At 38.5% G+C, this 27000-nt stretch carries 26 protein-coding genes; 15 read left to right on the top strand and 11 right to left on the bottom strand.

Translation table 11 applies throughout. The features are described from left to right. Positions 1–173 precede the first annotated feature (173 nt). Both lepA and rfaD read right to left on the bottom strand, forming a co-directional pair. Positions 174–1961 carry a translation elongation factor 4 gene (lepA, locus tag WAE64_RS13385; RefSeq protein WP_340237233.1) on the bottom strand — a complete coding sequence of 596 codons (1788 nt, stop codon included), beginning with the start codon at positions 1959–1961 and terminating at the stop codon, positions 174–176. Between the two features lie 165 nt (positions 1962–2126). Next, entirely contained in the window at positions 2127–3092 is a 966-nt protein-coding gene (gene rfaD / locus WAE64_RS13390) for an ADP-glyceromanno-heptose 6-epimerase (protein WP_340237236.1), read from the bottom strand. Positions 3093–3300: 208 nt separating this feature from the next. Here rfaD and WAE64_RS13395 point away from each other — a divergent pair, with 208 nt between their 5' ends. The 6 genes from WAE64_RS13395 to WAE64_RS13420 all read left to right on the top strand — a co-directional run bounded on the left by WAE64_RS13395 (position 3301) and on the right by WAE64_RS13420 (position 9068). Then, a complete protein-coding gene (locus WAE64_RS13395) occupies positions 3301–3711 on the top strand; it encodes a 6-pyruvoyl trahydropterin synthase family protein (protein WP_340237238.1) in 411 nt (136 codons plus the stop codon). A gap of 242 nt (positions 3712–3953) precedes the next feature. Next, positions 3954–5078 carry a lipid-A-disaccharide synthase gene (gene lpxB, locus WAE64_RS13400; RefSeq protein WP_340237240.1) on the top strand — a complete coding sequence of 375 codons (1125 nt, stop codon included), beginning with the start codon at positions 3954–3956 and terminating at the stop codon, positions 5076–5078. A 21-nt stretch (positions 5079–5099) separates the two neighbouring features. Continuing rightward, positions 5100–5585 carry a hypothetical protein gene (locus WAE64_RS13405; RefSeq protein ID WP_340237242.1) on the top strand — a complete coding sequence of 162 codons (486 nt, stop codon included), beginning with the start codon at positions 5100–5102 and terminating at the stop codon, positions 5583–5585. Positions 5586–5709: 124 nt separating this feature from the next. Further along, a complete protein-coding gene (gene sufB / locus WAE64_RS13410; protein ID WP_340237244.1) occupies positions 5710–7155 on the top strand; it encodes a Fe-S cluster assembly protein SufB in 1446 nt (481 codons plus the stop codon). Between the two features lie 301 nt (positions 7156–7456). Then, entirely contained in the window at positions 7457–8047 is a 591-nt protein-coding gene (locus WAE64_RS13415; RefSeq protein WP_340237246.1) for a Crp/Fnr family transcriptional regulator, read from the top strand. A gap of 229 nt (positions 8048–8276) precedes the next feature. Then, entirely contained in the window at positions 8277–9068 is a 792-nt protein-coding gene (locus WAE64_RS13420) for an alpha/beta hydrolase (protein WP_340237248.1), read from the top strand. A 74-nt stretch (positions 9069–9142) separates the two neighbouring features. Here the strand turns inward: WAE64_RS13420 and WAE64_RS13425 are convergent, their stop codons facing one another. From WAE64_RS13425 to WAE64_RS13440, 4 genes are all read right to left on the bottom strand, one after another. Then, positions 9143–9994, bottom strand: coding sequence for a sugar phosphate isomerase/epimerase family protein (locus WAE64_RS13425; protein WP_340237250.1), 852 nt, complete (start codon positions 9992–9994; stop codon positions 9143–9145). 64 nt (positions 9995–10058) lie between these two features. Then, entirely contained in the window at positions 10059–11774 is a 1716-nt protein-coding gene (locus WAE64_RS13430; protein ID WP_340237252.1) for a GMC oxidoreductase, read from the bottom strand. 28 nt (positions 11775–11802) lie between these two features. Continuing rightward, positions 11803–12327 carry a gluconate 2-dehydrogenase subunit 3 family protein gene (locus WAE64_RS13435; protein WP_340237254.1) on the bottom strand — a complete coding sequence of 175 codons (525 nt, stop codon included), beginning with the start codon at positions 12325–12327 and terminating at the stop codon, positions 11803–11805. Positions 12328–12831: 504 nt separating this feature from the next. Further along, entirely contained in the window at positions 12832–14394 is a 1563-nt protein-coding gene (locus tag WAE64_RS13440) for a S8 family serine peptidase (protein ID WP_340237255.1), read from the bottom strand. Between the two features lie 169 nt (positions 14395–14563). Here WAE64_RS13440 and WAE64_RS13445 point away from each other — a divergent pair, with 169 nt between their 5' ends. Together WAE64_RS13445 and WAE64_RS13450 are read left to right on the top strand one after the other, a co-directional pair. Further along, positions 14564–15853, top strand: coding sequence for an aminopeptidase P N-terminal domain-containing protein (locus WAE64_RS13445; protein WP_340237257.1), 1290 nt, complete (start codon positions 14564–14566; stop codon positions 15851–15853). 81 nt (positions 15854–15934) lie between these two features. Further along, the gene (locus WAE64_RS13450) at positions 15935–16756 is read left to right on the top strand and encodes an N-acetylmuramoyl-L-alanine amidase-like domain-containing protein (protein ID WP_340237258.1); all 822 of its coding nucleotides are present in this window, start codon (positions 15935–15937) and stop codon (positions 16754–16756) included. 78 nt (positions 16757–16834) lie between these two features. Here WAE64_RS13450 and WAE64_RS13455 read toward each other — a convergent pair whose 3' ends face one another. After that, a complete protein-coding gene (locus tag WAE64_RS13455) occupies positions 16835–18100 on the bottom strand; it encodes a metal-dependent hydrolase family protein (RefSeq protein WP_340237260.1) in 1266 nt (421 codons plus the stop codon). A 337-nt stretch (positions 18101–18437) separates the two neighbouring features. Here WAE64_RS13455 and WAE64_RS13460 point away from each other — a divergent pair, with 337 nt between their 5' ends. Both WAE64_RS13460 and WAE64_RS13465 read left to right on the top strand, forming a co-directional pair. Further along, positions 18438–18944 carry a uridine kinase family protein gene (locus WAE64_RS13460; protein WP_340237262.1) on the top strand — a complete coding sequence of 169 codons (507 nt, stop codon included), beginning with the start codon at positions 18438–18440 and terminating at the stop codon, positions 18942–18944. Positions 18945–19033: 89 nt separating this feature from the next. Then, on the top strand, positions 19034–19915 hold the full coding sequence (locus tag WAE64_RS13465; protein WP_340237263.1) for a bifunctional 5,10-methylenetetrahydrofolate dehydrogenase/5,10-methenyltetrahydrofolate cyclohydrolase: 882 nt from the start codon (positions 19034–19036) through the stop codon (positions 19913–19915). 54 nt (positions 19916–19969) lie between these two features. On the opposite strand, the gene WAE64_RS13470 is transcribed toward WAE64_RS13465, so the two are convergent. Beyond that, complete coding sequence (locus WAE64_RS13470) at positions 19970–20146, bottom strand: T9SS type A sorting domain-containing protein (protein WP_340237264.1); 177 nt, start codon at positions 20144–20146, stop codon at positions 19970–19972. A 304-nt stretch (positions 20147–20450) separates the two neighbouring features. Here WAE64_RS13470 and WAE64_RS13475 point away from each other — a divergent pair, with 304 nt between their 5' ends. The 5 genes from WAE64_RS13475 (at position 20451) to WAE64_RS13495 (ending at position 24555) form a co-directional block, all read left to right on the top strand. After that, the gene (locus tag WAE64_RS13475) at positions 20451–21584 is read left to right on the top strand and encodes a sensor histidine kinase (protein WP_340237266.1); all 1134 of its coding nucleotides are present in this window, start codon (positions 20451–20453) and stop codon (positions 21582–21584) included. After that, a complete protein-coding gene (locus tag WAE64_RS13480; RefSeq protein WP_340237268.1) occupies positions 21585–22286 on the top strand; it encodes a LytR/AlgR family response regulator transcription factor in 702 nt (233 codons plus the stop codon). Positions 22287–22388: 102 nt separating this feature from the next. Continuing rightward, complete coding sequence (locus tag WAE64_RS13485; protein ID WP_340237269.1) at positions 22389–23114, top strand: dioxygenase family protein; 726 nt, start codon at positions 22389–22391, stop codon at positions 23112–23114. Between the two features lie 210 nt (positions 23115–23324). Then, complete coding sequence (locus WAE64_RS13490) at positions 23325–23840, top strand: hypothetical protein (RefSeq protein WP_340237271.1); 516 nt, start codon at positions 23325–23327, stop codon at positions 23838–23840. Between the two features lie 4 nt (positions 23841–23844). Continuing rightward, positions 23845–24555: a pirin family protein gene (locus WAE64_RS13495; protein WP_340237273.1), complete on the top strand. Its 711-nt coding sequence runs from the start codon at positions 23845–23847 to the stop codon at positions 24553–24555. Here WAE64_RS13495 and WAE64_RS13500 read toward each other — a convergent pair. From WAE64_RS13500 to WAE64_RS13510, 3 genes are all read right to left on the bottom strand, one after another. Further along, the gene (locus WAE64_RS13500; RefSeq protein WP_340237275.1) at positions 24533–25735 is read right to left on the bottom strand and encodes a hypothetical protein; all 1203 of its coding nucleotides are present in this window, start codon (positions 25733–25735) and stop codon (positions 24533–24535) included. The genes WAE64_RS13495 and WAE64_RS13500 overlap by 23 nt on opposite strands. A 2-nt stretch (positions 25736–25737) precedes the next feature. Beyond that, entirely contained in the window at positions 25738–26214 is a 477-nt protein-coding gene (locus tag WAE64_RS13505; protein WP_340237277.1) for an RNA polymerase sigma factor, read from the bottom strand. Positions 26215–26482: 268 nt separating this feature from the next. Next, on the bottom strand, positions 26483–26857 hold the full coding sequence (locus WAE64_RS13510; RefSeq protein ID WP_340237279.1) for a hypothetical protein: 375 nt from the start codon (positions 26855–26857) through the stop codon (positions 26483–26485). Between the last annotated feature and the right edge of the window lie 143 nt (positions 26858–27000).

Genomic DNA, 27000 nt, shown 5'->3' on the forward strand with positions numbered 1-27000 from the left:
CCAGCATTTTATTGATTTTACTTAGAATCGATTTTGTTGAACTTCTTCGAAACCCAAAATTATAATAAAGTCTGTGAATGTCATTAATATTCCAACAAAAACTTTATTTAATTCTGTAATGGCATACAAGAAAATGCCCTTCCGTCAACATCAATCAGGAAGGGCATTTATTGTTAGTTAATTTTCAGAACTGCCATAAATGCTTCTTGCGGCACCTCCACGTTTCCGATTTGTCGCATTCTCTTCTTCCCTTTCTTTTGTTTCTCCAAGAGCTTACGTTTACGAGAAATATCACCACCATAACACTTCGCGATTACGTCTTTACGTAAGGCTTTTACGGTTTCGCGGGCAATAATTTTGGCACCAATAGCCGCCTGAATAGCGATTTCGAACTGTTGGCGAGGCAAAAGCTCACGTAGCTTTTCACACAATTTTTTGCCCCACTCATAGGCTTTGTCACGGTGTACAATGGCCGAAAGTGCATCTACAGGGTCACCATTAAGCAGAATATCCAGTTTTACCAGATTAGACTCCTGGTAACCAATCAGGTGGTAATCTAATGAGGCATAACCTCTTGATATGGTTTTTAGTTTGTCGAAGAAATCGAAAACAACTTCCGACAGTGGCATGTCAAAAGTAAGCTCTACACGGGTAGCTGTAAGGTAAACCTGATTTTTTAGGATACCTCTTTTTTCCATGCATAGCCCCATAATTGGCCCTACGTAGTCTGATGCTGTGATGATCTGAGCGGCAATGAACGGCTCTTCAATCCAGTCGATATAGTTAGGGTCTGGCATTTCAGAAGGTGCCGAAACCTCTAGCACTTCTCCCTTTTTATCAATCACATTGAAACGCACCGACGGAACGGTGGTAAGTACAGTCATATCAAATTCACGTTCCAGACGCTCCTGTACAATCTCCATGTGCAACATACCCAGGAAACCACATCTGAAACCAAAGCCCAAAGCGGCCGATGTTTCAGGTTCCCAGATAAGGGCTGCATCGTTGAGCTGCAATTTTTCCATTGCTTCTCTCAAATCTTCAAACTCTGTGGTGTCAACCGGATAAATTCCAGCAAATACCATTGGTTTTACTTCTTCAAAACCTTTAATAGCCTCTTTGGTAGGTTTTTCGGAGTGCGTAATGGTATCACCTACTTTTACCTCTTTGGCTACTTTGATACCCGATATAATGTATCCTACGTCTCCACAATCAACGTAGTCACGTGGTTCTTTAGTAAGTCTAAGAATCCCGACTTCGTCGGCAAAGTATTCTTTACCTGTGGCTACGAATTTTACTTTGTCTCCTTTATTGATACGACCGTTTTTTACTCGGAATATTACCTCAATACCACGGTATGAGTTAAAAGTAGAGTCAAAAATCAAGGCTTGAAGCTCAGCATCAGGGTTGCCTTTTGGTGGCTCAATACGATGAATTATAGCCGCCAGAATTTCGTTAATACCGATACCTTCTTTTGCACTAGCCGGAATGATGGCGTCACGGTCGCAGCCAATGAGGTCAACAATCTGGTCTTTTACCTCTTCAGGCATTGCACCCGGTAGGTCAATTTTATTTAATACCGGAATAATCTCAAGGTTGTGGTCAAGTGCCAGAAACAAGTTACTGATGGTTTGGGCCTCAATTCCCTGCGAAGCATCAACTACCAGCAATGCGCCTTCGCAGGCAGCAATCGAACGAGAAACCTCGTAACTGAAATCGACGTGGCCGGGGGTGTCTATCAGATTTAATATGTACTCCTGCCCTTCAAACTTATAGTTCATCTGAATAGCATGGCTCTTGATAGTAATACCTCTTTCTCTTTCCAAATCCATATCATCAAGCACCTGGGCTTGCATTTCACGGGCCGAAACAGTATTAGTAGATTGTAAAAGGCGGTCGGCAAGTGTACTTTTGCCGTGGTCAATGTGTGCAATAATGCAGAAATTGCGAATATTTTTCATTTAATGTTCAGTTCCGAGTATTACGAGATAGCCGTTTTTTTAGGCATCTACCGTATCATTTATTCGTAACAAAAAGAATCTTTAAAACTTGTGTTTCAATAGAAAATCTGTCTTACAAAAAAATGTTTGCAAAAATAGTAAGAAAAGGAGGATATAATGAATGTTTTAAAGATAATTATCTTTTGCCAGGTAATTGCTTACGTAATCGTTCACCGAGTCTTCGAGCGAAGAGAAAGGTTTTTTATAGCCAATCAGGCGCAGTTTACTCATATTTGCCTGTGTAAAATACTGGTATTTGTCACGAATATCTATCGGAGTATCAATAAAATCTATTTGTGGTTCAAGATTCATGGCGGCAAAAGTAGCCTTGGCTAAATCAAGGAAAGTGCGTGCTTTGCCTGTTCCTAAATTATATATACCAGAGTTACGGCGTGAGTGCATCAGGTAAATACAAACCTCAACAAGGTCTTTTACATAAACGAAATCACGCATTTGTTCACCGTCTTTAAAGTCAGGTCGGTGCGATTTGAAAAGCTTAATGCGGCCAGTTGCTTTAATTTGGTTATGCGAATGGAAAATAACAGAGGCCATTCTGCCTTTGTGGTATTCGTTAGGGCCAAAAACGTTAAAGAATTTTAAACCTGCCCAAAAGAATGGCGTATCTTTTTGTAATAAAGCCCACTTATCGAATTCGTTTTTAGATTCGCCATAAGGATTAAGAGGCTTTAATTGCGGAATCTGCAATTCGTTATCGTCATAACCAAACTCTCCGTTTCCGTAAGTGGCTGCTGATGAAGCATATATCAAAGGAATCTGGTAAAGATGGCACTTTTTCCATATTTGCTTCGAATAATTAAGATTCAGTCGATTAAAAATATCCTGGTCGAACTCAGCAGTATCGGTACGTGCGCCTATATGAAAACAAAACTCAACCTCTGCCTGATTTTTGTCTAACCATTCAAAAAATACATCACGGTGTACAAATTCCTGAATTTTTTTGTCCGCTAAATTCTTCATTTTCAGCGGGTTAGAAAAGTCATCAACAGCAATAATAAAATTAAAGCCGTCTTGATTTAGGCGTTGTATCAAACAGCTTCCAATAAAACCAGCGGCACCCGTAACAATAATCATAGAACTTTTCGTAGTGTTATAAGTTGCAAATTTAGTACATTCCGAAACGCAAATCCATAGACTTAACTTTGATTAATTTGTACTTTTTGAAGAATATGCTGTTAAACTTTATATATAACAATAGGTTAATGGTTTTTTGATGGTAATTTTGTGAACTTTTTGTAGCAGGCTTCGTTGTTACAAGGCAAAATGAAAATCAACAAAACAAATGATTTATATAACAAGGCGAGAGAGATTTAATGCTGCCCATAGATTATGGAACGCCAATTGGTCGGAAGAAAAAAATAGAGAAGTTTTTGGTTTATGTTCAAACATTCACGGTCATAACTGGGAGCTGATTGTAACCGTGAAAGGTGAGATTAACCCTGATACGGGTTTTGTGATGGATTTGAAGGTGTTGAGCAAGCTGATGAAAGAAGAAATTATTGATAAAGTAGACCATACTTTCCTGAACGAAGATGTGGAGTTTTTGAGAGGTAAGTTTCCGAGTACTGAGGTTTTTGCGGTAGAAATCTGGAAAATATTGGCTCCGGTTATCAAAGAAACATACAATAGTACATTGCATTGTATAAAGCTGATTGAAACCCCAAACCATTATGTTGAGTATTTTGGTGAGTAAGGGCTAATATTGTTTTTAAGGATTTTGTTTAGGTCGTAAGCATAAGAAATTTAGATAACTATATCTTCAATTAATGCTAGATTGAGTAGAGACAGGGCACTGCCCTGTCTCTACCGATGCATCTTAAATATGAATATATTATCAATTATTTCTTCAGTATATAATCTTGTTTAGAATGATTATCTAATATGCTTTAAATAATCACTCAATCACCCAATCGCTAAATCACTAAATTTTTCAAAATGAAATACTTCATTATAGCAGGCGAACGGTCAGGCGATTTACATGGTTCTAACCTGATAACTGCTATTAAAAAGGCTGATGCCAGGGCCGAGATACAAGGTTGGGGTGGAGATTATATGCAAACAGCAGGGGCTGAAATTGTGATGCATTACAAAGACCTTGCCTTTATGGGTTTTGTTGAGGTGTTGAAGAACCTGCCGAAAATTCTGGGTTTTTTCAAACTTTGTAAAAAACAGATTCAGGACTTTCAGCCCGATGCCATTATTCTGATTGATTACTCTGGTTTCAATATGCGTATAGCCAAATGGGCAAAACCGCAAGGCTTTAAGCTGTTTTATTATATTTCACCTAAAGTTTGGGCCTGGAATCAGGATAGAGCCTTGAAGCTGAAACAGAATATCGATAAATTATTTGTGATTTTTCCGTTCGAGGTCGATTTCTTCAAAAAGTATGATTACGAAGTTGAGTTTGTGGGGAATCCTTTGTTTGATGCCATTGCTGCATTTGAGCCAAACCCCGATTTTCTGAACCAGAATAAGCTCACCAATAAGAGAATTATAGCATTATTGCCCGGTAGCCGAAAACAAGAGGTAGAAAAAATGCTCGAGGTTATGGTGGCTACAAAGAAACAATTTCCTGAGCACCACTTCGTTATTGCAGGGGTGGGTAATCTTTCGAGAGAGTTTTATGAAAGGTTTTTGGCCGACGATGTGAGCATTATTATAGACCAAGCCTATGATCTATTGAGCCACGCCGAAGCCGCAATGGTAACAAGCGGAACGGCCACGCTCGAAACGGCTCTTTTGGGTGTGCCTCAGGTGGTTTGTTACCGCACAAGCTGGGTGTCATATAAAATAGCCATGATGGTTATTAAAGTTCCGTATATATCGTTAGTAAACCTGATTGCACAGAAAGAAGCAGTAGTGGAGCTTTGGCAAGACGAAGTAACACCCGAGAATATTACAGAAGAAATTAAAAAAGTATTAAATAATTCGGCCGAAAGGCAACAGCAATTGCTTGACTATCAGAAAATTAGAGAAATACTTGGCAGCGCCGGTGCATCGGCCAAAACAGGTAAACGAATTGTAGAGATATTAGAAAATGATAATTTAGCAAATAATTGAATTAATATAAAATTGTGTAAAATGAACTTTAGCAAATCTTTAATTGTCCTCGCTTTTACAAGCCTTGTTATGTTTTCTTGCAAAGAAAAAGCAGTTGTTCTAAAATCAAAAACTGAGTATCTGGCAGGGACAACTTCTAAATCATGGAAAAATACCAAGGCCGAAGCCACTAACCCTCAAGGTCTTAAAGTTGATTTGGTATTAAACCAACCTGACTGCGTTGTAGATAATAGACTGGTTTTTTATCCGAACAATACCTATGAGTTTAAAGAAGGAGCTACCAAATGCTCACCAAATGACCCTGACATCATATTGAAATCAAACTGGACGTTTTTAGATAACGAAACCAAGTTTAAGATTGACAAAATTGTGTTTCAAGGCCGTGAGGTAAACGATGCTGTTTTTGATATCATTGAGCTAAACGATAATGTTTTTACGGGTAAAACATCGTTGCCATTGGCGGGTGTAACTTATGAGTTTGTGGCTACTTTTCAGCCTGCTCAATAGGCTATATTGAAGGCAAGTGAGAATAAATTTAACAAATTAGCTAATCGTATCGGTATTAAGGCTAAATTTGCGAACAAATATTACTTAACTTACGTTTAAGTATAAGAGCATAAAGCAAAAATACATGAGTAAAGACCTAGAATTACTAGAAGAATTAACAAGTTCTGAATATAAATACGGCTTTTATACAGACATTGAGGCAGATGAAGTACCAGCGGGTTTGGATGAAGGTGTAGTTCGTTTGATTTCTGAAAAGAAAAATGAGCCTGAGTGGATGTTAGAATGGCGTTTGAGCGCTTTCAGAACATGGCAGGGCATGACAGAACCTACGTGGCCAAATGTTACGTATAAACCTGTTGATTTTCAGGCTATTAAATATTACTCTGCGCCTAAGCAGAAAAAGGTTATCAATAGCCTTGATGAAATTGATCCTGAATTACGCCGTACTTTCGAGCGTTTAGGAATTTCTTTAAAAGAGCAGGAACGTCTGTCAGGCGTTGCCGTTGATGCTGTAATTGACTCGGTTTCGGTAGCAACTACCTTTAAAACCAAGTTGAAAGAAATGGGTATCATCTTCTGCTCAATGTCAGAGGCTATTCAAGAATACCCTGATTTGGTGAAAAAATACCTTGGCTCGGTTGTACCTGTAAAAGATAACTTTTATTCGGCACTTAATGCAGCCGTGTTTTCTGATGGTTCGTTCTGTTATATTCCAAAGGGTGTTCGTTGCCCAATGGAGCTTTCAACGTATTTCCGTATCAATGCAGCCGGAACAGGGCAATTTGAGCGTACCTTGATTGTGGCAGACGAAGGTGCATACGTGAGTTATCTTGAGGGCTGTACAGCACCACAACGTGACGAAAACCAATTGCACGCAGCTGTGGTTGAAATCTACGCGCACAAAGATAGTGAAGTGAAGTACTCAACGGTACAAAACTGGTATCCAGGCGATAAAGAGGGGAAAGGCGGGATTTATAATTTCGTAACCAAACGTGGTTTATGTTTTGGCGAAAATTCTAAAATCTCTTGGACACAGGTAGAAACAGGCTCGGCCATTACCTGGAAATACCCATCGGTTATTTTACGTGGCGATAACTCAATCGGAGAGTTCTACTCGGTAGCTGTTACAAATAATATGCAACAAGCCGATACCGGAACCAAAATGATTCATATCGGTAAAAATACCAAGAGCCGTATAGTATCGAAAGGTATTTCGGCAGGTAAAAGCCAGAACTCTTACAGAGGTTTGGTTGATATTTCGAAAAGAGCACAAAACGCCCGTAACTTCTCGCAATGTGATTCGTTGCTATTAGGTGATAGATGTGGTGCACATACGTTCCCGTATATCGAGGTAAACAACTCTTCTGCTACTGTAGAGCATGAGGCTACAACCTCTAAAATTGGTGAAGACCAATTGTTCTATTGTAACCAGAGAGGGATACCAACTGAGCAAGCCGTTGCTTTGATTGTAAATGGTTATGTGAAAGAGGTATTGAATCAATTACCAATGGAATTTGCGGTAGAAGCACAAAAATTATTAGAGATTTCCTTAGAAGGAAGTGTTGGATAATTTTTGGAGAATCAATTTGCCCAGTCTTGTGCTTCACCCAATAAATTGGGTGGCTAAAACAACAAAGGAATATTTTAATAGTGTACTGCGGACTTAAGTCCGCATGTGTAATAAAGAAACCTTTGTTTAAATAGACGGCGAATTTATTCGCTGATACTAAATTATAAAGAATATATTAAGAAAGACTGCCAACCGGCGGTCTTTCTTGTTTTAGGGGGATTCAACAGAGAATTTTGATAAGCACTTGCTATAAACATTCATAATCAGTAGCTTTGGTAAATCCCCAAAATACCTGAATGCTATGCTAACCGACCTCGAAACACTCGCTCATGCACTACACACATTGGCTAAAATTGACGAAGACGACTTCAAACTATCGGCTCAATACTGGCAACGCCGCAATTACAAGAAAGGTGAATATTACAACGAGTACCGCAATGTATGTAAGTACCTGGGTTTTATTGTAGACGGTGTTTTCAGAACATATTATGTTGATGATAGCACAGGCGAAGAAAAGAATGTGTTCTTCTATTCAAAAAATCAGGTGGTGGTATCTTTCAAAAGTTTTATTACCCAAACTCCCTGCAACTACTTCACGCAATCGATGGCCGACTCAAAGATTCTGTACATTCATATCGACGACCTGAACAGGTTATACCAACAATCACACAAATGGGAGCATCTGGGGCGTATTATTGCCGAAATGGCCTTTAATATTTCGATGAATCGCACCGAGAGCTTTTTGTTTCAAACGCCTGAGCAGCGTTACTTGCAATTAATGGAAGACCACCCAGATATTTTCAATACAATTCCACTTTATCAGATTTCTTCATACCTAGGCATTCAAGGCCCTTCGCTTAGCCGTATTCGTAAACGATTGGTCGGAAAGTAAGTCAGTAAATATTATTACTGATAAATAGAGAAATCGATTATTTAATCACTCATTCACACAATCACTAAATCGCTAAATCATTCAATTAGTATTGATGAAAAAAATAATTGTGTCTGCTACCGATTTTAACTTGGGTTAAAATTATTGTCAGTGCCATCTATGACCTTTGTATCATAATCAACGACGATTATAAGACAAAGAAATCATAAACATCAAAATCAATACTACAATGAAAAATTCAATCACCACCAAAAACATCGTATTTATTACAGGCGCTTTCGTTCACAATTCATCTTGGGAAGAATGGCAAAGATATTTCGAAAGCAAAGGCTATAACACCATTGCTCCGGCTTGGCCACATAAAGATGCTCCAACCGCTGCAGACCTTAGAAACAGACAACCAAACGATACTGATTTAGCTGCTTTAACACTTAATGAATTGGTAGACCACTACGCAAAAATAGTAAGCCAATTCCCTGAGAAACCAATTATTATTGGTCACTCATTAGGCGGTTTAATCACACAGATATTGGTAAACAGAGATTTAGCTGCCGCAGCAATCGCTATTCACCCGGTGCCACCACAAGGCGTTTTCCCTTACGAATTTTCGTTTTTGAAAGCAGGATGGAAAGCACTGGGGCTATTTACATCATTGAAAAAAACGTATTTGATGTCGTTTAAAGATTGGCAATATGCCTTTGTAAACACAATGCCATTGGAAGCACAAAAAGAAGCGTACGAAAAATACACAATTCCAGAGTCTAAAACAGTAGCAAGAGGTGGTTTAACAAGTGCCGCAAAAGTTGATTTTGCCAAACCTCATGCACCATTGCTCATTACCTCAGGCGATTTGGATACCATTATTCCGGCTCACCTGAATAATCGTAACTACAAAGCCTACAAAAACTCTGGTTCGGTACTGGATTATAAAGAATTTAAGGGTAGAAACCACTACGTTTTAGGCCAACCAACCTGGAAAGAAGATGCCGATTATATTCTGGATTGGCTTAATAAACAATAATTTTAAGGCATTTTAAGTGCAAAGAGGAGAGACCTTGGTGGTTTCTCCTCTTTGTGTTTTTGAAGTAGGTTTTACTACTCTTTTAAACTCTTCAGATATTCAATGCTTTTTGGTACATTCACCATTTCGTTATTGCTTTCGTCTTCAATAAAGTAATGTTTGATACCAGCTTTTTTTGCTGCTTTAAAGATATTCGGGAAATCGGCTTGACCTGTGCCTAATACAACGTCGTTTTCCGATGGTGTATGGCCAGAGAAATCGCCTTTTACGCCTTTTTTCAAATCTTTCACATGCATTAATTTCCAACGGCTACCATATTTTTTCAATAAAGCTACCGGGTCGCCACCGCCATGAATTGTCCAGAGTACGTCCATTTCAAAAGAAACATACTCAGGGTTTGTATTTTTGATGATATAGTCCATCAAAGTACCATCTTCGTAAGGTCTGAACTCATAGCCGTGGTCGTGGTAGCAAAACGTGATGCCATTTTCCTTCAATACTTTACCTGCGTAGTTAAAATCTTCTACTGCTTTCTTGGCATCTTCAATCGTGAAATTATCGCCTTTATGAGGTATCCAGGCACACATCACATATTTAGCGCCTAAAATCTTGGCTTTTCTTACAATTTCCTCAGGTTTTCTAAGTTCTTCATAACCTGCTCCGGTTGCTGGTATCGAAATCCCTCTGTCGTCGCACATTTTTTTAAATTCTTCAAGGGTAACGCCTTTAGCTCCGCCACCTTCTAGTTCGGTAATGCCCAATGACTTGATAATATCGAGTGTTCCGGCTACATCTTTAGGAAACGAATTACGGTAAGTGTAGGCTTGAACGCCAAAAGGAAAAGTGTACAAAGGCTTTTTCTTTTGTGCATTTACTTCCTGAATAAATATCAGGCTCAATAAGCTGTAAAAAAGGATTTTTTTCATAAGTGAGAGGGCGTTCATCGCCTAGGTTGATTGTTTTAATTTCAAAATTTAATTCAAAAACTTTCTATAGATTTTTCTTTTTCATTTCACCTACTGCATAATTAGCTGCACGGGCAGTAAGCGCCATATAGGTTAATGATGGATTTTGTGTACCTGTAGAAGTCATGCAGGCTCCGTCGGTTACAAAAACATTTTTGCAAAGATGCAAAGCATTCCACTTATTAAGCAAGGAAGTTTTTGGATCATTTCCCATTCTAACGCCGCCCATCTCATGAATATCCGCTCCCGGATTAGATTTTGAGTCTGATGCCTTTATGTTTTTGAAACCTGCTTTGGTAAACATTTCGGTAAACTGCTCTATATAATCTTGCACCATTTTCACATCATTATCTGTCCATTCGGCCGATGTAACCAATTGTGGAATGCCGTAAGGGTCTTTTAAGTTTTCATGCAAACGCACGTGGTTTTTCTCGATAGGCACACACTCACCCATCATCCACGAACTAACATTCCATTGATTGTTCAATTTAGGGTGTAAAAGACTATTTTTCAAATCTTCTCCGATTCCTTCCCGGCTTGACCAAGAACCCCTTCCTGCGCCAATACCAGCCGCATAACCTCTCAGAAAATCTGTTTCCTGCGAATGCAAATTTCTGAATCTTGGCACATAGCCATTGCTTGGGTTTTTACCATCAGTCATTTTATCTAAAAAACCATCATATTCGGCCGAAATCTTGCCTCTATAATTATGCCATGAGATAAATTTACCTAAGAATCCACTATCATTCCCTAATCCATTCGGGAAACGATTAGAGATTGAATTAAGTAAAATCAGGTTTGAGTTTAGTGCCGAGCCATTTACAAAAATAATGCGGGCATAGTACTCAATCATTTCTTTGGTATTGGTATCAACCACCCGAACACCTGTTGCCTTGTTGAGTTTTTCGTCAAAAATAATAGAATGAACGGTTGAAAACGGCCTCAAGGTCATTTTACCTGTTTTAGCTGCCCAAGGCAGGGTAGAGGCATTACTACTGAAATAACCACCATAGGGGCAACCTCTGTTACAAAGATTACGATGCTGGCACTTGGCACGCCCTTGTTTCAGATGAATAGGCTGTGGGTCGGTTACGTGAGCACAGCGTCCCTGAACTACATGGCGTTTATTATTATATTCTTTAGCTAATACCTGTTTAAGGTGTTGTTCTACACAATTGAGCTCTATTGGCGTAAGAAATTCGCCATCGGGTAGTTCTTGCAAACCATCTTTATTGCCCGAAATACCCGCAAATTTTTCTACATGGCTATACCAGGGTGCAATATCAGCATAGCGTATCGGCCAGTCAACTGCAAAGCCATCACGTTTTGGGCCTTCAAAATCTAAATCGCTCCAACGTTGGGTTTGCCTTGCCCACATCAAAGATTTACCGCCTACGTGGTAGCCACGTGTCCAGGTAAAAGGTTTTTCTTCTACAAATGGTTGTATGCCATCTTTCAATGCAAACGGAAGCGTTTCTTCTCTTAAAAATGCTGCTCTACCTTTCGGATATTGACTTCTTACATCGAGTGGTACTTGTCCACGATGCTCAAAATCCCAGGGATTTTTCATGGCAGTTGGGTAGTCTGTAATATGTTTAATGTCATGCCCACGTTCCAAAACAATGGTTTTCAGACCTTTTTCGCATAGTTCTTTGGCTGCCCAACCACCACTAATGCCAGAGCCAATTACGATGGCATCATAAGTATTTTGTTTTTTTATATCTATCGCCAGATTTGCCATTTCAGTAAATATGTATAGGTTGAATAGCTTATTTTTTTACAGGCACACAGCCATAGTAATGCCCTGGAGCCATGTTGTAGTTTAGAAATTCCGTCTGAACATATTCAGAGGTAGTATAACCTAATATCGTGAGGTTTTTTACAAGGCTGTAAAAGTCTTTCAATTGAGTATTATCGCTTTTCTCAAAACCTAGTAAAATCTGGTGTTTCTGAGCTGTTTCACAGTTAGCGAAAGATTTTCCGAATTGTTTTTGAGCTATGGCATCCGTACTGGCTAAGCCATTTTTTACATTCTCGGCTACTGGTTTTTCGTAGCAGTCTTGTAGCATTTTTTCTAAAAAAGCAGGTACCCCTAAAGACTTGGCACCTTTGGTATCAGACTCAGGAATGATGGTTCCTACAATCAGTTCGAGCATTTGCTGTTCGCTGGTTTCAAAAAAGCCATAGCTGGTTTTGAGAGAATTGGCGTTCCAGCCATTGCTTGCCCAAGCTGGAATAGACACAAGGCCACCTAGCGCTATAGTTAGGTCTCTTATAGCAATACGTCGGTTCATAAGGTTGAATATTTAGAATGATAAATCTAAGTAAAATTTAATTATTTCTAGCTTTTATGAGACAAAATTTAGTTTTGTTTAGATAAAAATAAGGTTTGTGATCAAGCACAAACCACTTAGTAAAAATTGAGTAAATAAAGCAGTGAATCAGCTGACCTTATGTGTAGAAAGATTTCATATTTGAAATATAAGCCAACGCCATTATAAAAGCTTATGTGGGATAGTTTTCGTAATGGCTTCCCATTTTGAATTAACGTGTAGTTTTTGGTAGATATGCAAAATATGTTTTAGAGAGGATTGATACCAATATCGGATCGATAGGTGTAAGATATTGCAACAATAAGCCAGAAGAAATAAGCGAGAAAAACAGACAGCTTAAAATTATTTTTTCATAATAAGAGCTGTTCGGTTATACATAGAACCAATAAACATAAAATAAGATTTTTCATGAGAAATCTGTCATTACCTCATGCCTTGTCTGAAAACCTATAGGGAAATATTTGCTTACAACCAGATTACCTCAATCACTTCGTCTCGGGTTACAACTGTTGTGTGTTTCACTTGAGCGTTTCGTTTGAGTAAGATTGTATTGTTACGTACTTTGTGAGAGTCTTGGGAGAGTACTAGAAAAGGTGTCTTTTTATGGAAAACACTTACAACATCACCCGCTTTTACCTCAACTTCAAGCTGATGGTCAGTTTCGTGTACCGATATTGTTTTTGTATGGTTTTGTACTTCTAGCGGTTCTTTATTAGGGTTCTGAATCAAAGCTAATGCTTTAAAGGCATTAGGCACTCCATAACCTAAATAATTATTGCCAAAAGGATATAGACTTGCTGATTTTTGGAGATAATCTTTCACTTCCTGGTTCGTCAGCCTTGGATTTGCCTGTAACATACAAGCCACAAAGCCTGTAATAACCGGAGCCGCCAACGAAGTGCCATACAACGAGAAACAAGATACGTTAGGTTTTAGGTAATCCAGAAAATCGGGACCAATGCTGCTATAACCCATTTTTAGTCCGGCTTCGTTAGTTGCGCCAACAGCTATCACACCCTCTACATCAGCAGGGGTCGATATAATACGCCAGTCACGGTCGTCACCTTCATTCCCTGCCGAAACTACCACTATCATGCCCTTTTGCTCGGTTGCTATTTTGGCTGCTTTGGCAATGGTACTTGTATTGCCATTCATCTGAATGGGCTTATAATCTTCTTTTGGGTTTGAAAAACCTTTGGCATAGCCCAAAGATGTATTTACTAATCGCACACCTAGACTATCCAGCCATTCAATTGCCGAAACCCAGTTGTCTTCTTCACCTCTAAACTCACGCCCACCGGTATCGGTTCTTGCCAGATAAAACTTGGCCTGTGTAGCCAAACCAAATTGCAATTTATTGTTAGACGATTTACCCGTAATGGCCGTCAACACTTCTGTACCATGAAAATCAGAAGAAGTTTCTCTTTCATCAAAATGGTTGGTTTTCTTCGGATTTATATAATCTCGCACGCCTAAAATTCTTTGCTCGCTAAATAAATGCCCTAATGCCGGCGATTCGCTAGTGCCATAGTAGCCTGCATCAATTACACCTATAGTTATATCTTTACCGTTTAAGCCTGCTTGCAGAAAACCTTCAATACCTACTTGTTTCATAACGTAGTCAACCCGTAAATCGTCGTTTGCCATTTGGTTGGCATTGGTTTTGGCGATAATTAATTTACTATCTATTGGAATAATTTCCTGAACAAAAGGTAGCGTATGAAGGTATTGAATTTGTGAATGCGTGAGGTAAGACGAAATAGCGTTCAGCCATTTAGATTGGTTAAGGGTGGCTATTCCATTAGCACTCAATTGTGCAATGTATTTTTGGCTTACAGGAAAATCGCTTGGTTGAATTTCTTGCATACCAAGGGCTCTTCTGTTTTCTTTACATTTATCAGAGATAGCAGCTTTCGTATTTAATTCTTTGTCTTTGAAAAGAACCCAGTATTTTTGCTGCGAGAATCCTTGCAAAGAAACGAAAACAGTAAAAATGAAGTTTATTAAAAAATTTCCAACTCGTGTCATAACCTATACAAAATTCATAATTTAAAAAAGCGCAATGCTTAGCAAGTGCCACCCAACAGAAAGTTAAACCAGAAAACCCCGACGGATTTAGACTTTAACTTATAAAATTAGCTGAAATAATTAATAATATACACCTAACTGACTAAGATTACATTTAAAATCACCAATTATGCGTTACGAACCAATTGATTCAACCTTATTTGTAAGCAATCGCCGACGTCTCAATTCATTGTTAAAACCAAAATCGATGGTAATAGTTTTGTCGAACGATGTGATTCCGACTAATGCCGACGGAACTATGGGTTTCAGACAAAATAACGATTTTTTTTATTTAACTGGTATCGACCAAGAAGAAAGCATTCTCATTTTATTCCCTGATTTTCCGGACGAAAATTTCAGAGAAATATTACTACTCCGTGAAACCAGCGAACATATTAAAATATGGGAAGGAGAAAGATTAACTAAAACCCAGGCTTCGGGTATTTCGGATATTGCGAAGGTAATTTGGGTAAATAGCTTCGAGTCAATACTTCGCAAACTTGTTTTCGAAGCCGACCAGGTGTATCTGAATCTGAATGAGCATGATGGTGCCGACTGGAAATTCCAGAGCCGAGAGAGACGATTTGTTGATGAATTTCGCCACAAATTTCCTTTGCATAAAGTTGAAAGATTGGCTCCGCTTATGCGCCAATTGAGAGTAATAAAACAATCTATTGAAATAGATTTATTGAAACGTGCCATTGAGATTTCGGCCAAGGGTTTTAAAAGAATGGCTAAGTTTCTGAAACCTAATGTGCGTGAATATGAATTAGAGGCTGAGCTAACGCACGAGTTTCTGATGAACCGCTCACGTGGGCACGCTTTTCACCCAATAATGGCCTCTGGTGCTAGTGCTTGTGTAATGCATTATATTACCAACAACAATATTTGTAAAGATGGAGAAGTTATACTATTAGATTTTGGTGCCGAATATGCCAATTATAATGCTGACGTAACACGGTGTTTGCCTGTAAACGGAAAGTTTACACCCAGGCAACGAGAAGTATATCAGGCAGTTTTAAGAATCATGCGTATCTCTCGGAATATGATTATAAAAGGGAACACAATGGATAAATTGCGGAAAGATGTAGGCAAGGTGGTCGAATCTGAATTGATAGATTTAGGCTTGTTAAGTCGGCACGATGTAGACAGACAAGACCCTGATGCGCCCTTGTATCGAAAATATTTTCCACATGGTATTTCGCATCATTTAGGGCTCGATGTACACGATATAGGCAACAGATATGAAACTTTTAAGCCCGGCATGGTCTTTACCTGTGAGCCAGGAATTTATATTCCGGAAGAAAAATTGGGCATTCGATTAGAAAACGATATTCTGATAACTCAAAAAGGAAACATCGATTTGATGGAGGATATTCCGCTTGAAATTGACGAAATAGAGGAGTTAATGAATAGCTAGTAGTGTTTTATAATTTGATACAACAAAGATTCTTTTCAGTTATCTTTGAAATTCTGATAAATTCAATTAACAAATATAAAAATGCTTTCTCTGAAATATCGTTACACAGCTTTATTGATTTTGCTCGTTAATCTGGCTTTGGCACAAAGTGCCGACGAAATGGTGTTTAAACAAAAAATGAGTTTGCCAAAAGGTGAAACCTCGTCTCAAACGGCGCTCACTATTGCTCAGTCGTTTTTAGGGCAGCCCTATAAAGCAGGCACACTCGATGCACCAAGTAAAGAACAATTAGTTTGCAATTTGAAAGATTTTGATTGTTGGACATTCGTGGAAACGGTTTCTGCCATGACAGTTACCAAAAATTCAGCAAAGCCCAACTTTTCAGCATTCCTGAATAATTTAAAGAAGCTTCGTTACCGAGAAGGTCAAATAAACGGTTATGCTTCTCGCTTACACTATTTTAAAGAATGGGCAATACGGGCAGAAGAAAACAAAATTGTGCAAGATATGACCGAAATGATTGGCGGGGTTCCGGCTGATAAAGAAATTAACTTTATGACCCGCCATCGAGATTTATATCCACATTTGCAGAGTAATGAAACGTTTGCGGCTGTTGAAAAATATGAAGACTATCTGAACAAATACGATTTCTATTATATTCCAAAAGCGAATGTAAGAAAAATCGAGAGCCAGATTCAGGATGGTGATATTATTGCCATTACTTCAAACATCGATGGCCTCGATTTTAATCATGAGGGATTTGCCATCAGAAAAAACGGAAGAATACATTTGCTGCATGCCTCGCAGGAAATGAAAAAAATAATTATTTCTACCGAGCCATTGGTAGATTACCTCAATCGTTTCAAGAAGCATTCGGGTATAGCAGTAGTTCGCTTGCTCTGATTACAAAAGAGGCTGTCTCAAAAGTTTTTTGTGCCAAATAATATTTTGTGCTACCTTCTTTTGAGACAGCCTCTTCGTTTATTCTATTACTTTACCGTCTTTCATTACTATTTTTATATTTCTTACGTCATTGATATTTTCTGTCGGATTTCCTTCAACAACCACAATATCAGCTAATAAACCGGTTTTGATTCTGCCTACTTGTTTTTCGATATGAAAAGCATCAGCACTATTACTTGTGGCTGATTTTAAGGCTTCAATGGGTTTCATGCCATACTCTACCAACATTTCTATCTCTCGGGCATTATCACCATGAGCAAAAACACCTACATCGCCTCCCATTAATATCTTTACTCCCGATTTCAATAATTCTTTAAATTTCGCTTTTTTTTGCTTTAAGTGCTCGGGTTCTGGGTCAATTCCTTTTTTCCAACCTGAATATTGAAACAAGGCATCACCTGCCGCTAGTGTAGGGCATAGATAAACATTTCTTTCAACCATCATTTTCCATATTTCGGGCGTACCGTTATCGCCGTGTTCTATGGTTTCAATACCAGCCAGTATAGCCCTGCGCATTCCCTCAGCCGATGAGGCATGAGCAACTGTTGGCCTGCCCGAACTTTTTGCTGTTGCTACAATCAACTTAAGCTCATCGAGTGTAAAGGTAGGGGCGGTTTCACCTCTCAATCCCCAGCGATAATCGGCATAGACCTTAATTAAATCGGCGCCATGCCCAATCTGGTTTCGTACTTTTTTTATTAAATCATCGTGGCCGTCAGCTTCTTCGGCTCCTTGCGGCACGCTTACACCAGAGGCAAAACCTTTTGGTGCATAACTTCCGGTAGCAACCAATGCTTTGGTGGCAATCAATAATCTTGGGCCTAATATAATTCCCTCGTTGATTGCCATTTTCAGGCCAACATCATCAAAGCCAGCACCTTCAGTGCCCAAATCGCGGGCAGTGGTAAAACCGGCCTTTAGGGTTCTTTCGGCATGTTTTGCAGCTCTTATGGTGCGGTATGAGCTGGGTTCTCTCAATACCTGGTCGTCCCAAGGTGTTTCGTTGTAAGGGTGCAGAAACAAATGTGTGTGGCCTTCAATCAGGCCGGGCATAAGCGTACAGTTTTTCAGTTCTATTGTTGCGGCATCCTTGCTTAGTTTTTTTTCGATTTCGGCATAAGGGCCGACCTGCTCAATTATGTTGTTTTTTACTAAAACACCATAATTTTCAAAAACTTTTTCCCCATCAAATATCCGTGTAGGTTTAAGATAAATTGTGTTTTGTGAAAATACAAGGGTTGAAGACAGCAAAAGTATAGTAATAATAAGTATAGATTTGTTCATAGAAAAGGGTGGTTTGATAGAAAAATACAGATTTAGTCACAGACTTTTTTGAATCTGCCCGAATCATGAGCGGCGGAACCTCCTGATGCCAATCAGGCCGATTGTTATAAAGACAAGCCCCATTACTATATTTGAGGTACTTACTTCTGGAGTAACGAATCGGAGGCCAATGATAAAAATGCCACAGGCAATAGCCACAAAACTGGCGTAAAAAGAGAGCTTGTTTTTATCCATATGTATTTAGGTTAGGGTATAAGTTTGAAATTTATTCAAAAATAAAATTTTATTTAAATCTTTTACCTAAAATTTCCATTTTTACAAAATAAACTAGAAATATATGCTTATAGGTATAGGAGGGGTAAGTCGGTCGGGTAAAAGTACATTGGCCAATCTTTTAGTTACTTATTTCAGGAAAAATGGTAAAAAGGCCATTATTTTCCATCAAGATGATTTTGTTTTTCCTGAAACGCAAATCCCTAAAATTAAAAATCGTACCGATTGGGAATCACCACATTCTATTGATTTCGAATTGTTTAAAGAAGTACTGATTCTTTTTAGGGAGAAGTTTGACGTGGTAATTGCTGAGGGACTGTTTGCGTTTCATGATACAGCAACAAACGAACTTTTGGATAAAAAACTCTTTGTGAAAATATCAAAACGTACTTTTCTTATCAGGAAATCGATGGATACCCGATGGGGCTACGAACCTACCTGGTTCATTGACCATATCTGGAACTCGTTTCAGAAATATGGTAAACCATCAACCGAAATAAAAAATTTACTTTCGGTAAGTGGCGAAGATGAATTTGATATGGAGAAGGTGATTAAATATATCTGTAAGTAGTTGGTTACATTCAGTATCAATTTTTCAGAATTAATTTTTGAAATTTGCTGATTTAGCAGACCTTTGCACTCTCATTAAAAATTAGCTCAATGAAACTCATAGACGGAAAATTAATTTCGGCTCAGGTCAAACAAGAATTAAAAGAAGAAGTAGAAAAACAAAAAGCCAATGGTGGTAAAATTCCTCATCTGGCAGCTATATTAGTAGGTAATAATGGCTCAAGTGAAACCTATGTGGCAAGTAAAATAAAATCTTGCGAAGAAATAGGTTTTAAATCGACCCTTATTCGTAGAGATGAAAGCATAACAGAAGAAGAGTTGCTGGAACTTATTAAACAATTGAACGAAGATGATGATATTGATGGTTTCATCGTTCAGTTACCGCTTCCTCAACAAATCAATGTCGAAAAAGTAATTGAGTCAATCGAACCAAGAAAAGATGTTGATGGGTTTCATCCAATCAATATCGGTAGAATGGCCAAGGGTTTACCTGCTTATATTTCGGCTACACCATTTGGCGTTTTAGAACTCATCAAACGATATAATATCGAAACCGCAGGTAAACATTGCGTGGTAGTTGGCCGCAGCCAGATAGTTGGTTTGCCAATGAGTATCCTGATGCAACGAAACACTTACCCGGGTAACTGTACGGTATCTTTGGTACATAGCCGTACACAAAATCTTGCTGATATTACCCGCCAGGCCGATATTCTGGTTGCCGCTTTAGGCAAGCCTGAGTTTATTACGGCTGATATGGTAAAAGAAGGTGCAGTGGTAATTGACGTAGGCTTAACACGTGTGGTTGACTCAAGTAAAAAGAGCGGATTTGCTCTGAAAGGCGATGTAAAGTTTGATGAAGTTGCACCTAAAAGTAGCTATATAACCCCGGTTCCGGGCGGAGTAGGGCTAATGACGGTAGCTGCCCTGATGTATAATACTTTGCTTTCTGCCAGAAGAGAGATTTATAAATAAGAAAAAAGAGGCTTTACTTAGGTGGAGCCTCTTTTTTTTGCCAAAACAATTGGCTTAGTGGTTAATATAAAGCTGGTGTGTAATGGATTTACCATTTCCTAGGTGTAATTCAACAAAATAAATGCCATCTTTTAACTTTTCGATGTCAAATTCCTGCAAATTTCCTTCCTGAAGATTTTGTTTTTGAATTACTTTTCCTTGCGAATCTTTTAGAAATGCTGTTGTCTTCATACTAATGTTCGTTTAAGCTATTAATAATAGAGAGTAGCAAAATTTCTGCTGCGTCTTACCAATAGACGAATGTTGGACTAAAAAGTGTTGCATTGGTTTAATTGCGAAGCAATATTTAGTTAATGCGGATTTGGACTAAAACGGATTATAGGTAATTTTATTGTGTATTTTACAGCACAAATACGTATACGCCTTCTTGTTTAGTTTAACTATTTGAAATCAAATTTGTTATAATCTACCGATACATTCTTTCAGATAGTCGATTCTTTTAATCAAAATTACGGCTTGAGCCGTATCTTTAGGTATGTTTCAATTGAAGAATGTTTCTTTGCTTATACACCTGGTTGGCTGGCTGATTGTTATTAGTCTTACCACCTTATTTATGTCTGAAAGCCGGAGTATCGCTGACATCTTATTCGGTACATATATTTGGCTTTTTTTTCTGATATACATTGTTCTTTTTTATATCAATATCCTTTGGCTGATTCCTGAGTTTTTCTTTCGCCGTAAATTCTACGCTTATTTTGGTATTATTTTGTGTCTTCTAGTTGCCATTGCTATCATCAAACCATTTGATAGATTGGTTTTTGAAAGAAACCGAGAAAGTAATAAAAGGTTTGAACGACCGGATTTTGACCGCCCACCGCCAAGATTAGACCATCCACCGCATTTTGAAAAATTTGCCAAACCTCCGCCTGAGTTTTTGAGAGAACCCGAAAGAAAAAGAGAACCCCGGGAAACAGGCAAGAAAATAGATGTAATTAGTATTTTTTTGTTTGGCTTAATATGTGCATTAGGTATGGCCCTGAAAATAAACGAGCGTTGGCGAGATTCGGAGCAAAGGGCTGTTCAGGCGGAAGCAGATAAGGCCAATGCCGAATTATCTTTTCTGAAAGCACAGATTAACCCACATTTTTTGTTTAATACGTTAAATAATATTTATTCGCTGGCTGTAACCAACAATAAAAGTACGGCTGCAAGCATCATGAAATTGTCGCAGATAATGCGTTATGTAACCGATGAAGTGTCGGAAGATTTTGTGCCGCTGCAAAGCGAAATAGAGTGTATTAGTAATTATATTGACCTGCAAAAACTACGCTTAAGCAAAAAAACAAACGTGGTTTTTGAAGTAGGAGGTGAAACCGAAACAAAAAAAATTTCGCCTTTGTTGCTTATGACTTTTGTTGAAAATGCCTTTAAACATGGCATAAGCAATCACGAAAACGCAATTATTGAGATTAAAATTAGTGCTGATGCCAAAATCATGAGGTTCAACTGTAAGAATACTTTATTTGCTACTTCTCGCAAGGTTGAACGAACAGGAATAGGTCTGGCTAATACACGGCAGCGTTTGGCGCATTTGTATAAAGATAAATACACATTGACTATACACGATAAAGTAGAATTTTATCATGTTGAATTAATAATTGAAGAATAGATGAAACTCAAATGTGTTGTAATTGATGATGAACCCTTGGCCTTGGAGTTAATGAAAGAGTATATTTCAGGGTTTCAGGAGTTAAACCTAGTTCAGACCTTTGATGATGGCATTCAAGGGCGGGATTTTCTGCGAGATAATCAGATTGATTTACTATTTGTAGATATTAATATGCCCGATATTACAGGGCTTGAACTGGTTGCTTCTCTGAGCAATAAGCCAATGGTAATTTTTACCACGGCTCATCGGAAATTTGCCGTTGAGGGTTTCGACCTCGAAGCTGTTGATTATCTGCTCAAGCCAATTGATTTTGAAAGATTCGGTAAAGCTGTAAAGAAAGCGTTGGAATACCATCAGTTCAAAAGCAATCAGACGAGCGAAGAGGCGCAATACATTTTTGTACGTGCCGAATACCGCATGGTGAAAATAGAACTAAAGGCTATGGAATACATTGAAGGCTTAGAAGACTACATCAAGATTCATGTAATGGGGCAAAGCCACCCGATTCTTACGCTTATGTCGCTCAAAGGCATTTTAGAACAATTGCCCGCCGATTCATTCAGCCGAATCCACCGTAGTTATATTGTTGCCAATGCGCAGGTAAAATCTGTGTTAAAGAAAAACGTATTGTTAGCTTCGGGTGTTGAGTTGCCTATCAGTAATTCTTACCAGCAATTTGTTGACGATTGGCAAAAAAAGTAATCAATTTACCGATACAAACGTGTCGTTAACCGATACTTGGCAAACGCAATGCAATCAAACTTTCTTTTTCTTCGTCTATAGAGGTATATAACGAAAAACATTATGGACAGAAAAGATTTTTTGAAAAAAGGCTTAGGCTCTTTAGCTATTATGCCATTATTTGCGGCTTGCAAAGAAACTGATGTAGACCCAACTGATACAAGCGGAAGCACAGGTACTGATTCGGGGACTGGTACAAGTACCGGGTCTTGTACTACTACTGCCTCTGAAACCGAAGGGCCTTTTCCTACTAAAAACCCGAGTTCTTTGGTTACAAACGATATTACTTCTGACCGAGCCGGGACAAAACTCACCGTAAAAATCACGATTCAGAATAAAAACAATAGCTGTGCGGCACTAGCCAATGCTTTTGTTGACATCTGGCATTGTGATGCTGCCGGCAACTACTCTGAATACGGCGGAACAGGTATGCAAAGTACAAATTATACAAATGTCCATTTTTTGAGAGGCCGCCAGACTACCGATTCGAGCGGTGTAGTGAATTTTACCACTATTTATCCTGGTTGGTATTCAGGGCGTGCCGTACACATTCACGTGCATGTGTATAACAGTAGCGGCAAATCATTGCTGGTAACACAAATAGCATTCCCGGAAGATGTTAGCAAAGTAGTATTTGCACAAGGTGTTTACGCCACCCACGGCCAAGCCGATACAACTAATGCAAGAGACAATGTTTTTGGTGATGGTGTAACAACCGAAATGTCAACCGTTACCGGAAGTCCATCAGCAGGCTACGCCCTTACACACACTATTGTGGTGAACGGATAATTGTAAGGTTATTTAATTAAGATTCACGGAGTAATATACATAAGCGCAGAGGTAGAGACAGGGCATTGCCCTGTCTCTACACAATCTAACATCTTTAAATAATATCTATCTCTCGAGTCTTAATAAAATTATATGCGTGAAATTAGATTATGTCAAAAATAGAATAATCACTCATTCACTAAATCTCTCAATCACTCAATGCATAAAGACATGGCAAAAGGAATCATTCGCTTGTGTTACAAGAAAATTATAGAGGCAAATGCACAAAAAACGTGGGAGAAGCAGGTTTTTGAGGATACTTATATGGAGTTTTTTATGCAATCTCAGTTCTATAATCAGGAAGGAAAGTACCAGACTTTTCAGGAGATACTGGCGAATGTTCCGGCTGCAGATAAACTGCATTATTTGGTAAGTACGGCTGCCATAAACTACATCAGGCAGTTAAACGACCTCATACCTGATATTACCAATGTGCATCAGCACGTGTGCCTGCCGTTTAAGAATTTCAGGTTTGAAATCGTGCAGTCGCATACGCAACGTAAAGCAGAGCACAAAGTAGCTATTTATTTTTATAGCGATGCGCTCACCTGGGTTGATACCATAGATAATCAATTATTGATTGCTTACGGGAATCAGAGCGATGCATTAAACTCAAACACTGAACTCCAAACAGATTTAATTGCATTGCAGCCATTTTTAAGTATTTCATCGTTCCAAAACTTTTAGAAAAATGCTTACTCAAACACAAGGTCAAATATATTTATCTAATGCCCGAGGGCTAACGCTTACCAAAACTCACAGAAGTTTCCATACTTTCAATGATGGTAATTATTATGACAGAAACAGAAAGCCGTTCGGTAACCTGATTACTTGTAATGATGATACGTTGGTAGGAGGGGAGACCATGAGAATAATTGCTGACCGAAACTTAGAGATTATGCTCTTGCCCTTGGTAGGTGCTATTGAACTAAGTATCAATGGAGGTAAACCAGAATTTATAGATATTTGCGAAGCAAAGGTTTTTTCGGTTTCGGCCAATGATGCCTACGAAATCACAAATCCTTATGACAACGAGCTTGTGAATTTTCTACATATCCGCTTTACAAGAGCATTCGGGGTTGAAAGCATTAAGAATAGAAGCGTTTATTTTAATATTGATACAAATAAACATACCCTACAAAACATTGGTGCCAATTGTTATATAGGTAAATTTGCAGGCCGTGAAGAGGGATTTCTGATCCTTAAACCTGAAAGCCAAGGTGTTTTTGGCTTCGTGATTGAAGGTGCATTTGAGTTTCAGAATCGCCTGTTGGAAGCAAGAGACAGCATAGCTCTATGGAACGACGACAATGACCCGCTTCAAATAGAGTTTGAAGCTCTATCGAACGATGCTATTTTGTTAATAATTGAAGTAAAAACTATGGGCGGAATATTAATTTAGTAGTATAGAATTTTCCCTTTTCGAATCTGAAATAGATACGTCCGACTCTGATAACTGTCATTTCTTTGATATTATCAGGGTTTTCTATGTCATCTTCAAGCGTATGAATACTACCATGCGTTTTTTTAGCTATTTGTACGTAGTCTGACTGAAACGCTAGGTTTCTCTCGTAGGTTTCGCCACATAAAATAATATGCGTTTTTTTCTTTACTTTCGAAAGATTCTTCATGTCCTTCACAGGGCTGCTGTTATCGGCAATCATCACAAATTCATCAACATCAGGGAACTGCTTTTGGGCATAAAGTAGCGCTTCAATGTTGTTTTCGGCACGCTCTTTATTGTTTTCTGTATTACTGATAGCGGCAAACATGGTATCCCAAAGTTTCATTTCATCTTTGGTATTTACCATAAACATCTTGCCGGGTAGTCTGCCACGAGTTTCGTTGCCAAGGCTGTCGCAATCGGTAAAGAATACAATCCCTTTTATATTATTGTTGTCAACGTTTTCCATCATCCAGTCGAAAACCTGGGTGGTATACGGAAACATACTCGAGGTCATGTCGCACACAATCACTACATTTTTCCACTTTTCGGCATTGCGGTCAAGGGCTTCGTAAGAGGTCAATTCATAGGTTTTGCCAAGTTCACGCACCCTCAGAATTTTATCACTCATCGAAATAGCCGACGAGTTCAGAAAACGAATATCTTTATCGGCGAAGTCTGCGTGTTTTTCAGCAGGGCCGGCAACTTTTCTTGAAGTTAATTTACTTACTTTAAGGCTGGTTAGTGGTTCTGAAACCTCGTTGTTGGTTTCGGGTGCGATTTCAGTTCGTATTGGTGATTTAGTTTTTGCCGGCTCAATGCCAGCTTCTTTAGGGTCTTGTACTTCTACTTTAGTAAACGTCGAATCATGTATTAGTTCTGCTTGTTCAGTTTTGGTTTCAGGGTTTAGGTTGGTTTGTTTGGCAATTTCTTGCTTAACCGGTAGTGGGTCGTTGGCAGCAAACCAATAATAACTCAAGCCTAACACCAATACTACAACACTTGGAACCGAAAAACGTAAAAGTTTATCAACCATAATTTTACGTTGCATCTTTTTCCAATCATCTGGCGAATAGTCAGGCTGGAAATTATTCAATTTCTCCCTGATAATCCGATGTAATTTTTCTTCTTCTGACATGACTACAATCTTTTTGTTAACTTTTGACGAAGTAACCCATTTGCTAAAGACAGATTTGCTCTTGAAGTACTTTCTGCAATGTTTAACATTTCTGCAATTTCTTTGTGTGAATAACCTTCTATGGCATACAAGCTAAAAACTACCCGATAATTGGTAGGTAGGCTCTGTATAGCCAACATGATGTCTTCTGATGAGAGTTTGGCGTAAACCGACTCGTCTCCGTAATTAGGTTCAGCAATGTTTTCGTTTAATTCTGCTGATTGTTTATGAATATTTTTTCTGTAATGGTCTATAGCTCCGTTAATCATGATACGGCGGAGCCACGGTTTAATACTTTCTATATTACTTATTTTGTCTAGGTTTTTGAAGACTTTCAAGAATCCATCGTTCATTATTTCCAAAGCGTCTTCTCTGTTTTCACAATAACTCATACAAGCAGACAAAGCAAACCCATGAAAATGCTCATAAAAGATTTTCATAGCTTTTTCATCGCCTTTCAGGCAATCTGCGACAACCTCCATCAAACTATTTGAGGTCAATAGCTTTTTTCTGGTTAAGGTTTTTAAGTAAATTTCTGCTGTTTGAGTTATCACGGGAAATTTACGATTGAATAGTGGAACTATTTTCTAACAAGACGTAAATAACCTGCTAAAACGCTGTGTGAAATAATTAATTTCCTTGAAACATTAAAAAATGGCAGGTAAAACCTGCAAGTAGGAGGGATTAATTACTTCTATATATTATATACTAAAGCCGTGCCCGGCTTATGCTTTTGCCGATTTTCTTCGGTAAAACATAATCAAAACCGTTTTGTACTTTAAGGTTATAATCAAAAAACTCAAGAGCTCTTTGTAAATTACTACGATTGATAGCAATAAAGTAGGGGTTTTGGCCGTGGCCTCTTCTTACAAGGCGGGCATCTAGTTTGAAAATTGTGCCTTCGGGGTAGTGAGCTACTAACCGTGAGGGGCAACTTACCTTAATATCGCAGGGTATCTGCTGGCCATTAATGGTGCTTAGTCGCATACGTTTTTTGCTAGGGTCATAATATGACTCGGCAAAAACATCTAAGAAAAAGATTTTGTTAAGTTCAGGAACTTCGTCCAGTAGCGACAGTTGCATCAGCTTTAGGCGTTTAATTGTCATGGTACATTACACTATCATTCCATGAATAATGCAAATCTATACAAAAAGTGGAAAATATTCCAATACGATAGGTGTTTTTTTAAGCAAAAAGCGTACCTTTGCGAATCTTTTTTGAGGCA

The organism is Emticicia soli (genome assembly GCF_037860775.1).
GTDB lineage: Bacteria > Bacteroidota > Bacteroidia > Cytophagales > Spirosomataceae > Emticicia > Emticicia soli.

Coding starts and splice junctions, on each gene's coding strand:
- lepA (WP_340237233.1), bottom strand. CDS start 1,961: ATGAAAAATATTCGCAATTTCTGCATTATTGCACACATTGACCACGGC.
- rfaD (WP_340237236.1), bottom strand. CDS start 3,092: ATGATTATTGTTACGGGTGCCGCTGGTTTTATTGGAAGCTGTTTGATA.
- WAE64_RS13395 (WP_340237238.1), top strand. CDS start 3,301: ATGATTTATATAACAAGGCGAGAGAGATTTAATGCTGCCCATAGATTA.
- lpxB (WP_340237240.1), top strand. CDS start 3,954: ATGAAATACTTCATTATAGCAGGCGAACGGTCAGGCGATTTACATGGT.
- WAE64_RS13405 (WP_340237242.1), top strand. CDS start 5,100: ATGAACTTTAGCAAATCTTTAATTGTCCTCGCTTTTACAAGCCTTGTT.
- sufB (WP_340237244.1), top strand. CDS start 5,710: ATGAGTAAAGACCTAGAATTACTAGAAGAATTAACAAGTTCTGAATAT.
- WAE64_RS13415 (WP_340237246.1), top strand. CDS start 7,457: ATGCTAACCGACCTCGAAACACTCGCTCATGCACTACACACATTGGCT.
- WAE64_RS13420 (WP_340237248.1), top strand. CDS start 8,277: ATGAAAAATTCAATCACCACCAAAAACATCGTATTTATTACAGGCGCT.
- WAE64_RS13425 (WP_340237250.1), bottom strand. CDS start 9,994: ATGAAAAAAATCCTTTTTTACAGCTTATTGAGCCTGATATTTATTCAG.
- WAE64_RS13430 (WP_340237252.1), bottom strand. CDS start 11,774: ATGGCAAATCTGGCGATAGATATAAAAAAACAAAATACTTATGATGCC.
- WAE64_RS13435 (WP_340237254.1), bottom strand. CDS start 12,327: ATGAACCGACGTATTGCTATAAGAGACCTAACTATAGCGCTAGGTGGC.
- WAE64_RS13440 (WP_340237255.1), bottom strand. CDS start 14,394: ATGACACGAGTTGGAAATTTTTTAATAAACTTCATTTTTACTGTTTTC.
- WAE64_RS13445 (WP_340237257.1), top strand. CDS start 14,564: ATGCGTTACGAACCAATTGATTCAACCTTATTTGTAAGCAATCGCCGA.
- WAE64_RS13450 (WP_340237258.1), top strand. CDS start 15,935: ATGCTTTCTCTGAAATATCGTTACACAGCTTTATTGATTTTGCTCGTT.
- WAE64_RS13455 (WP_340237260.1), bottom strand. CDS start 18,100: ATGAACAAATCTATACTTATTATTACTATACTTTTGCTGTCTTCAACC.
- WAE64_RS13460 (WP_340237262.1), top strand. CDS start 18,438: ATGCTTATAGGTATAGGAGGGGTAAGTCGGTCGGGTAAAAGTACATTG.
- WAE64_RS13465 (WP_340237263.1), top strand. CDS start 19,034: ATGAAACTCATAGACGGAAAATTAATTTCGGCTCAGGTCAAACAAGAA.
- WAE64_RS13470 (WP_340237264.1), bottom strand. CDS start 20,146: ATGAAGACAACAGCATTTCTAAAAGATTCGCAAGGAAAAGTAATTCAA.
- WAE64_RS13475 (WP_340237266.1), top strand. CDS start 20,451: ATGTTTCAATTGAAGAATGTTTCTTTGCTTATACACCTGGTTGGCTGG.
- WAE64_RS13480 (WP_340237268.1), top strand. CDS start 21,585: ATGAAACTCAAATGTGTTGTAATTGATGATGAACCCTTGGCCTTGGAG.
- WAE64_RS13485 (WP_340237269.1), top strand. CDS start 22,389: ATGGACAGAAAAGATTTTTTGAAAAAAGGCTTAGGCTCTTTAGCTATT.
- WAE64_RS13490 (WP_340237271.1), top strand. CDS start 23,325: ATGGCAAAAGGAATCATTCGCTTGTGTTACAAGAAAATTATAGAGGCA.
- WAE64_RS13495 (WP_340237273.1), top strand. CDS start 23,845: ATGCTTACTCAAACACAAGGTCAAATATATTTATCTAATGCCCGAGGG.
- WAE64_RS13500 (WP_340237275.1), bottom strand. CDS start 25,735: ATGTCAGAAGAAGAAAAATTACATCGGATTATCAGGGAGAAATTGAAT.
- WAE64_RS13505 (WP_340237277.1), bottom strand. CDS start 26,214: ATGAAAATCTTTTATGAGCATTTTCATGGGTTTGCTTTGTCTGCTTGT.
- WAE64_RS13510 (WP_340237279.1), bottom strand. CDS start 26,857: ATGCAACTGTCGCTACTGGACGAAGTTCCTGAACTTAACAAAATCTTT.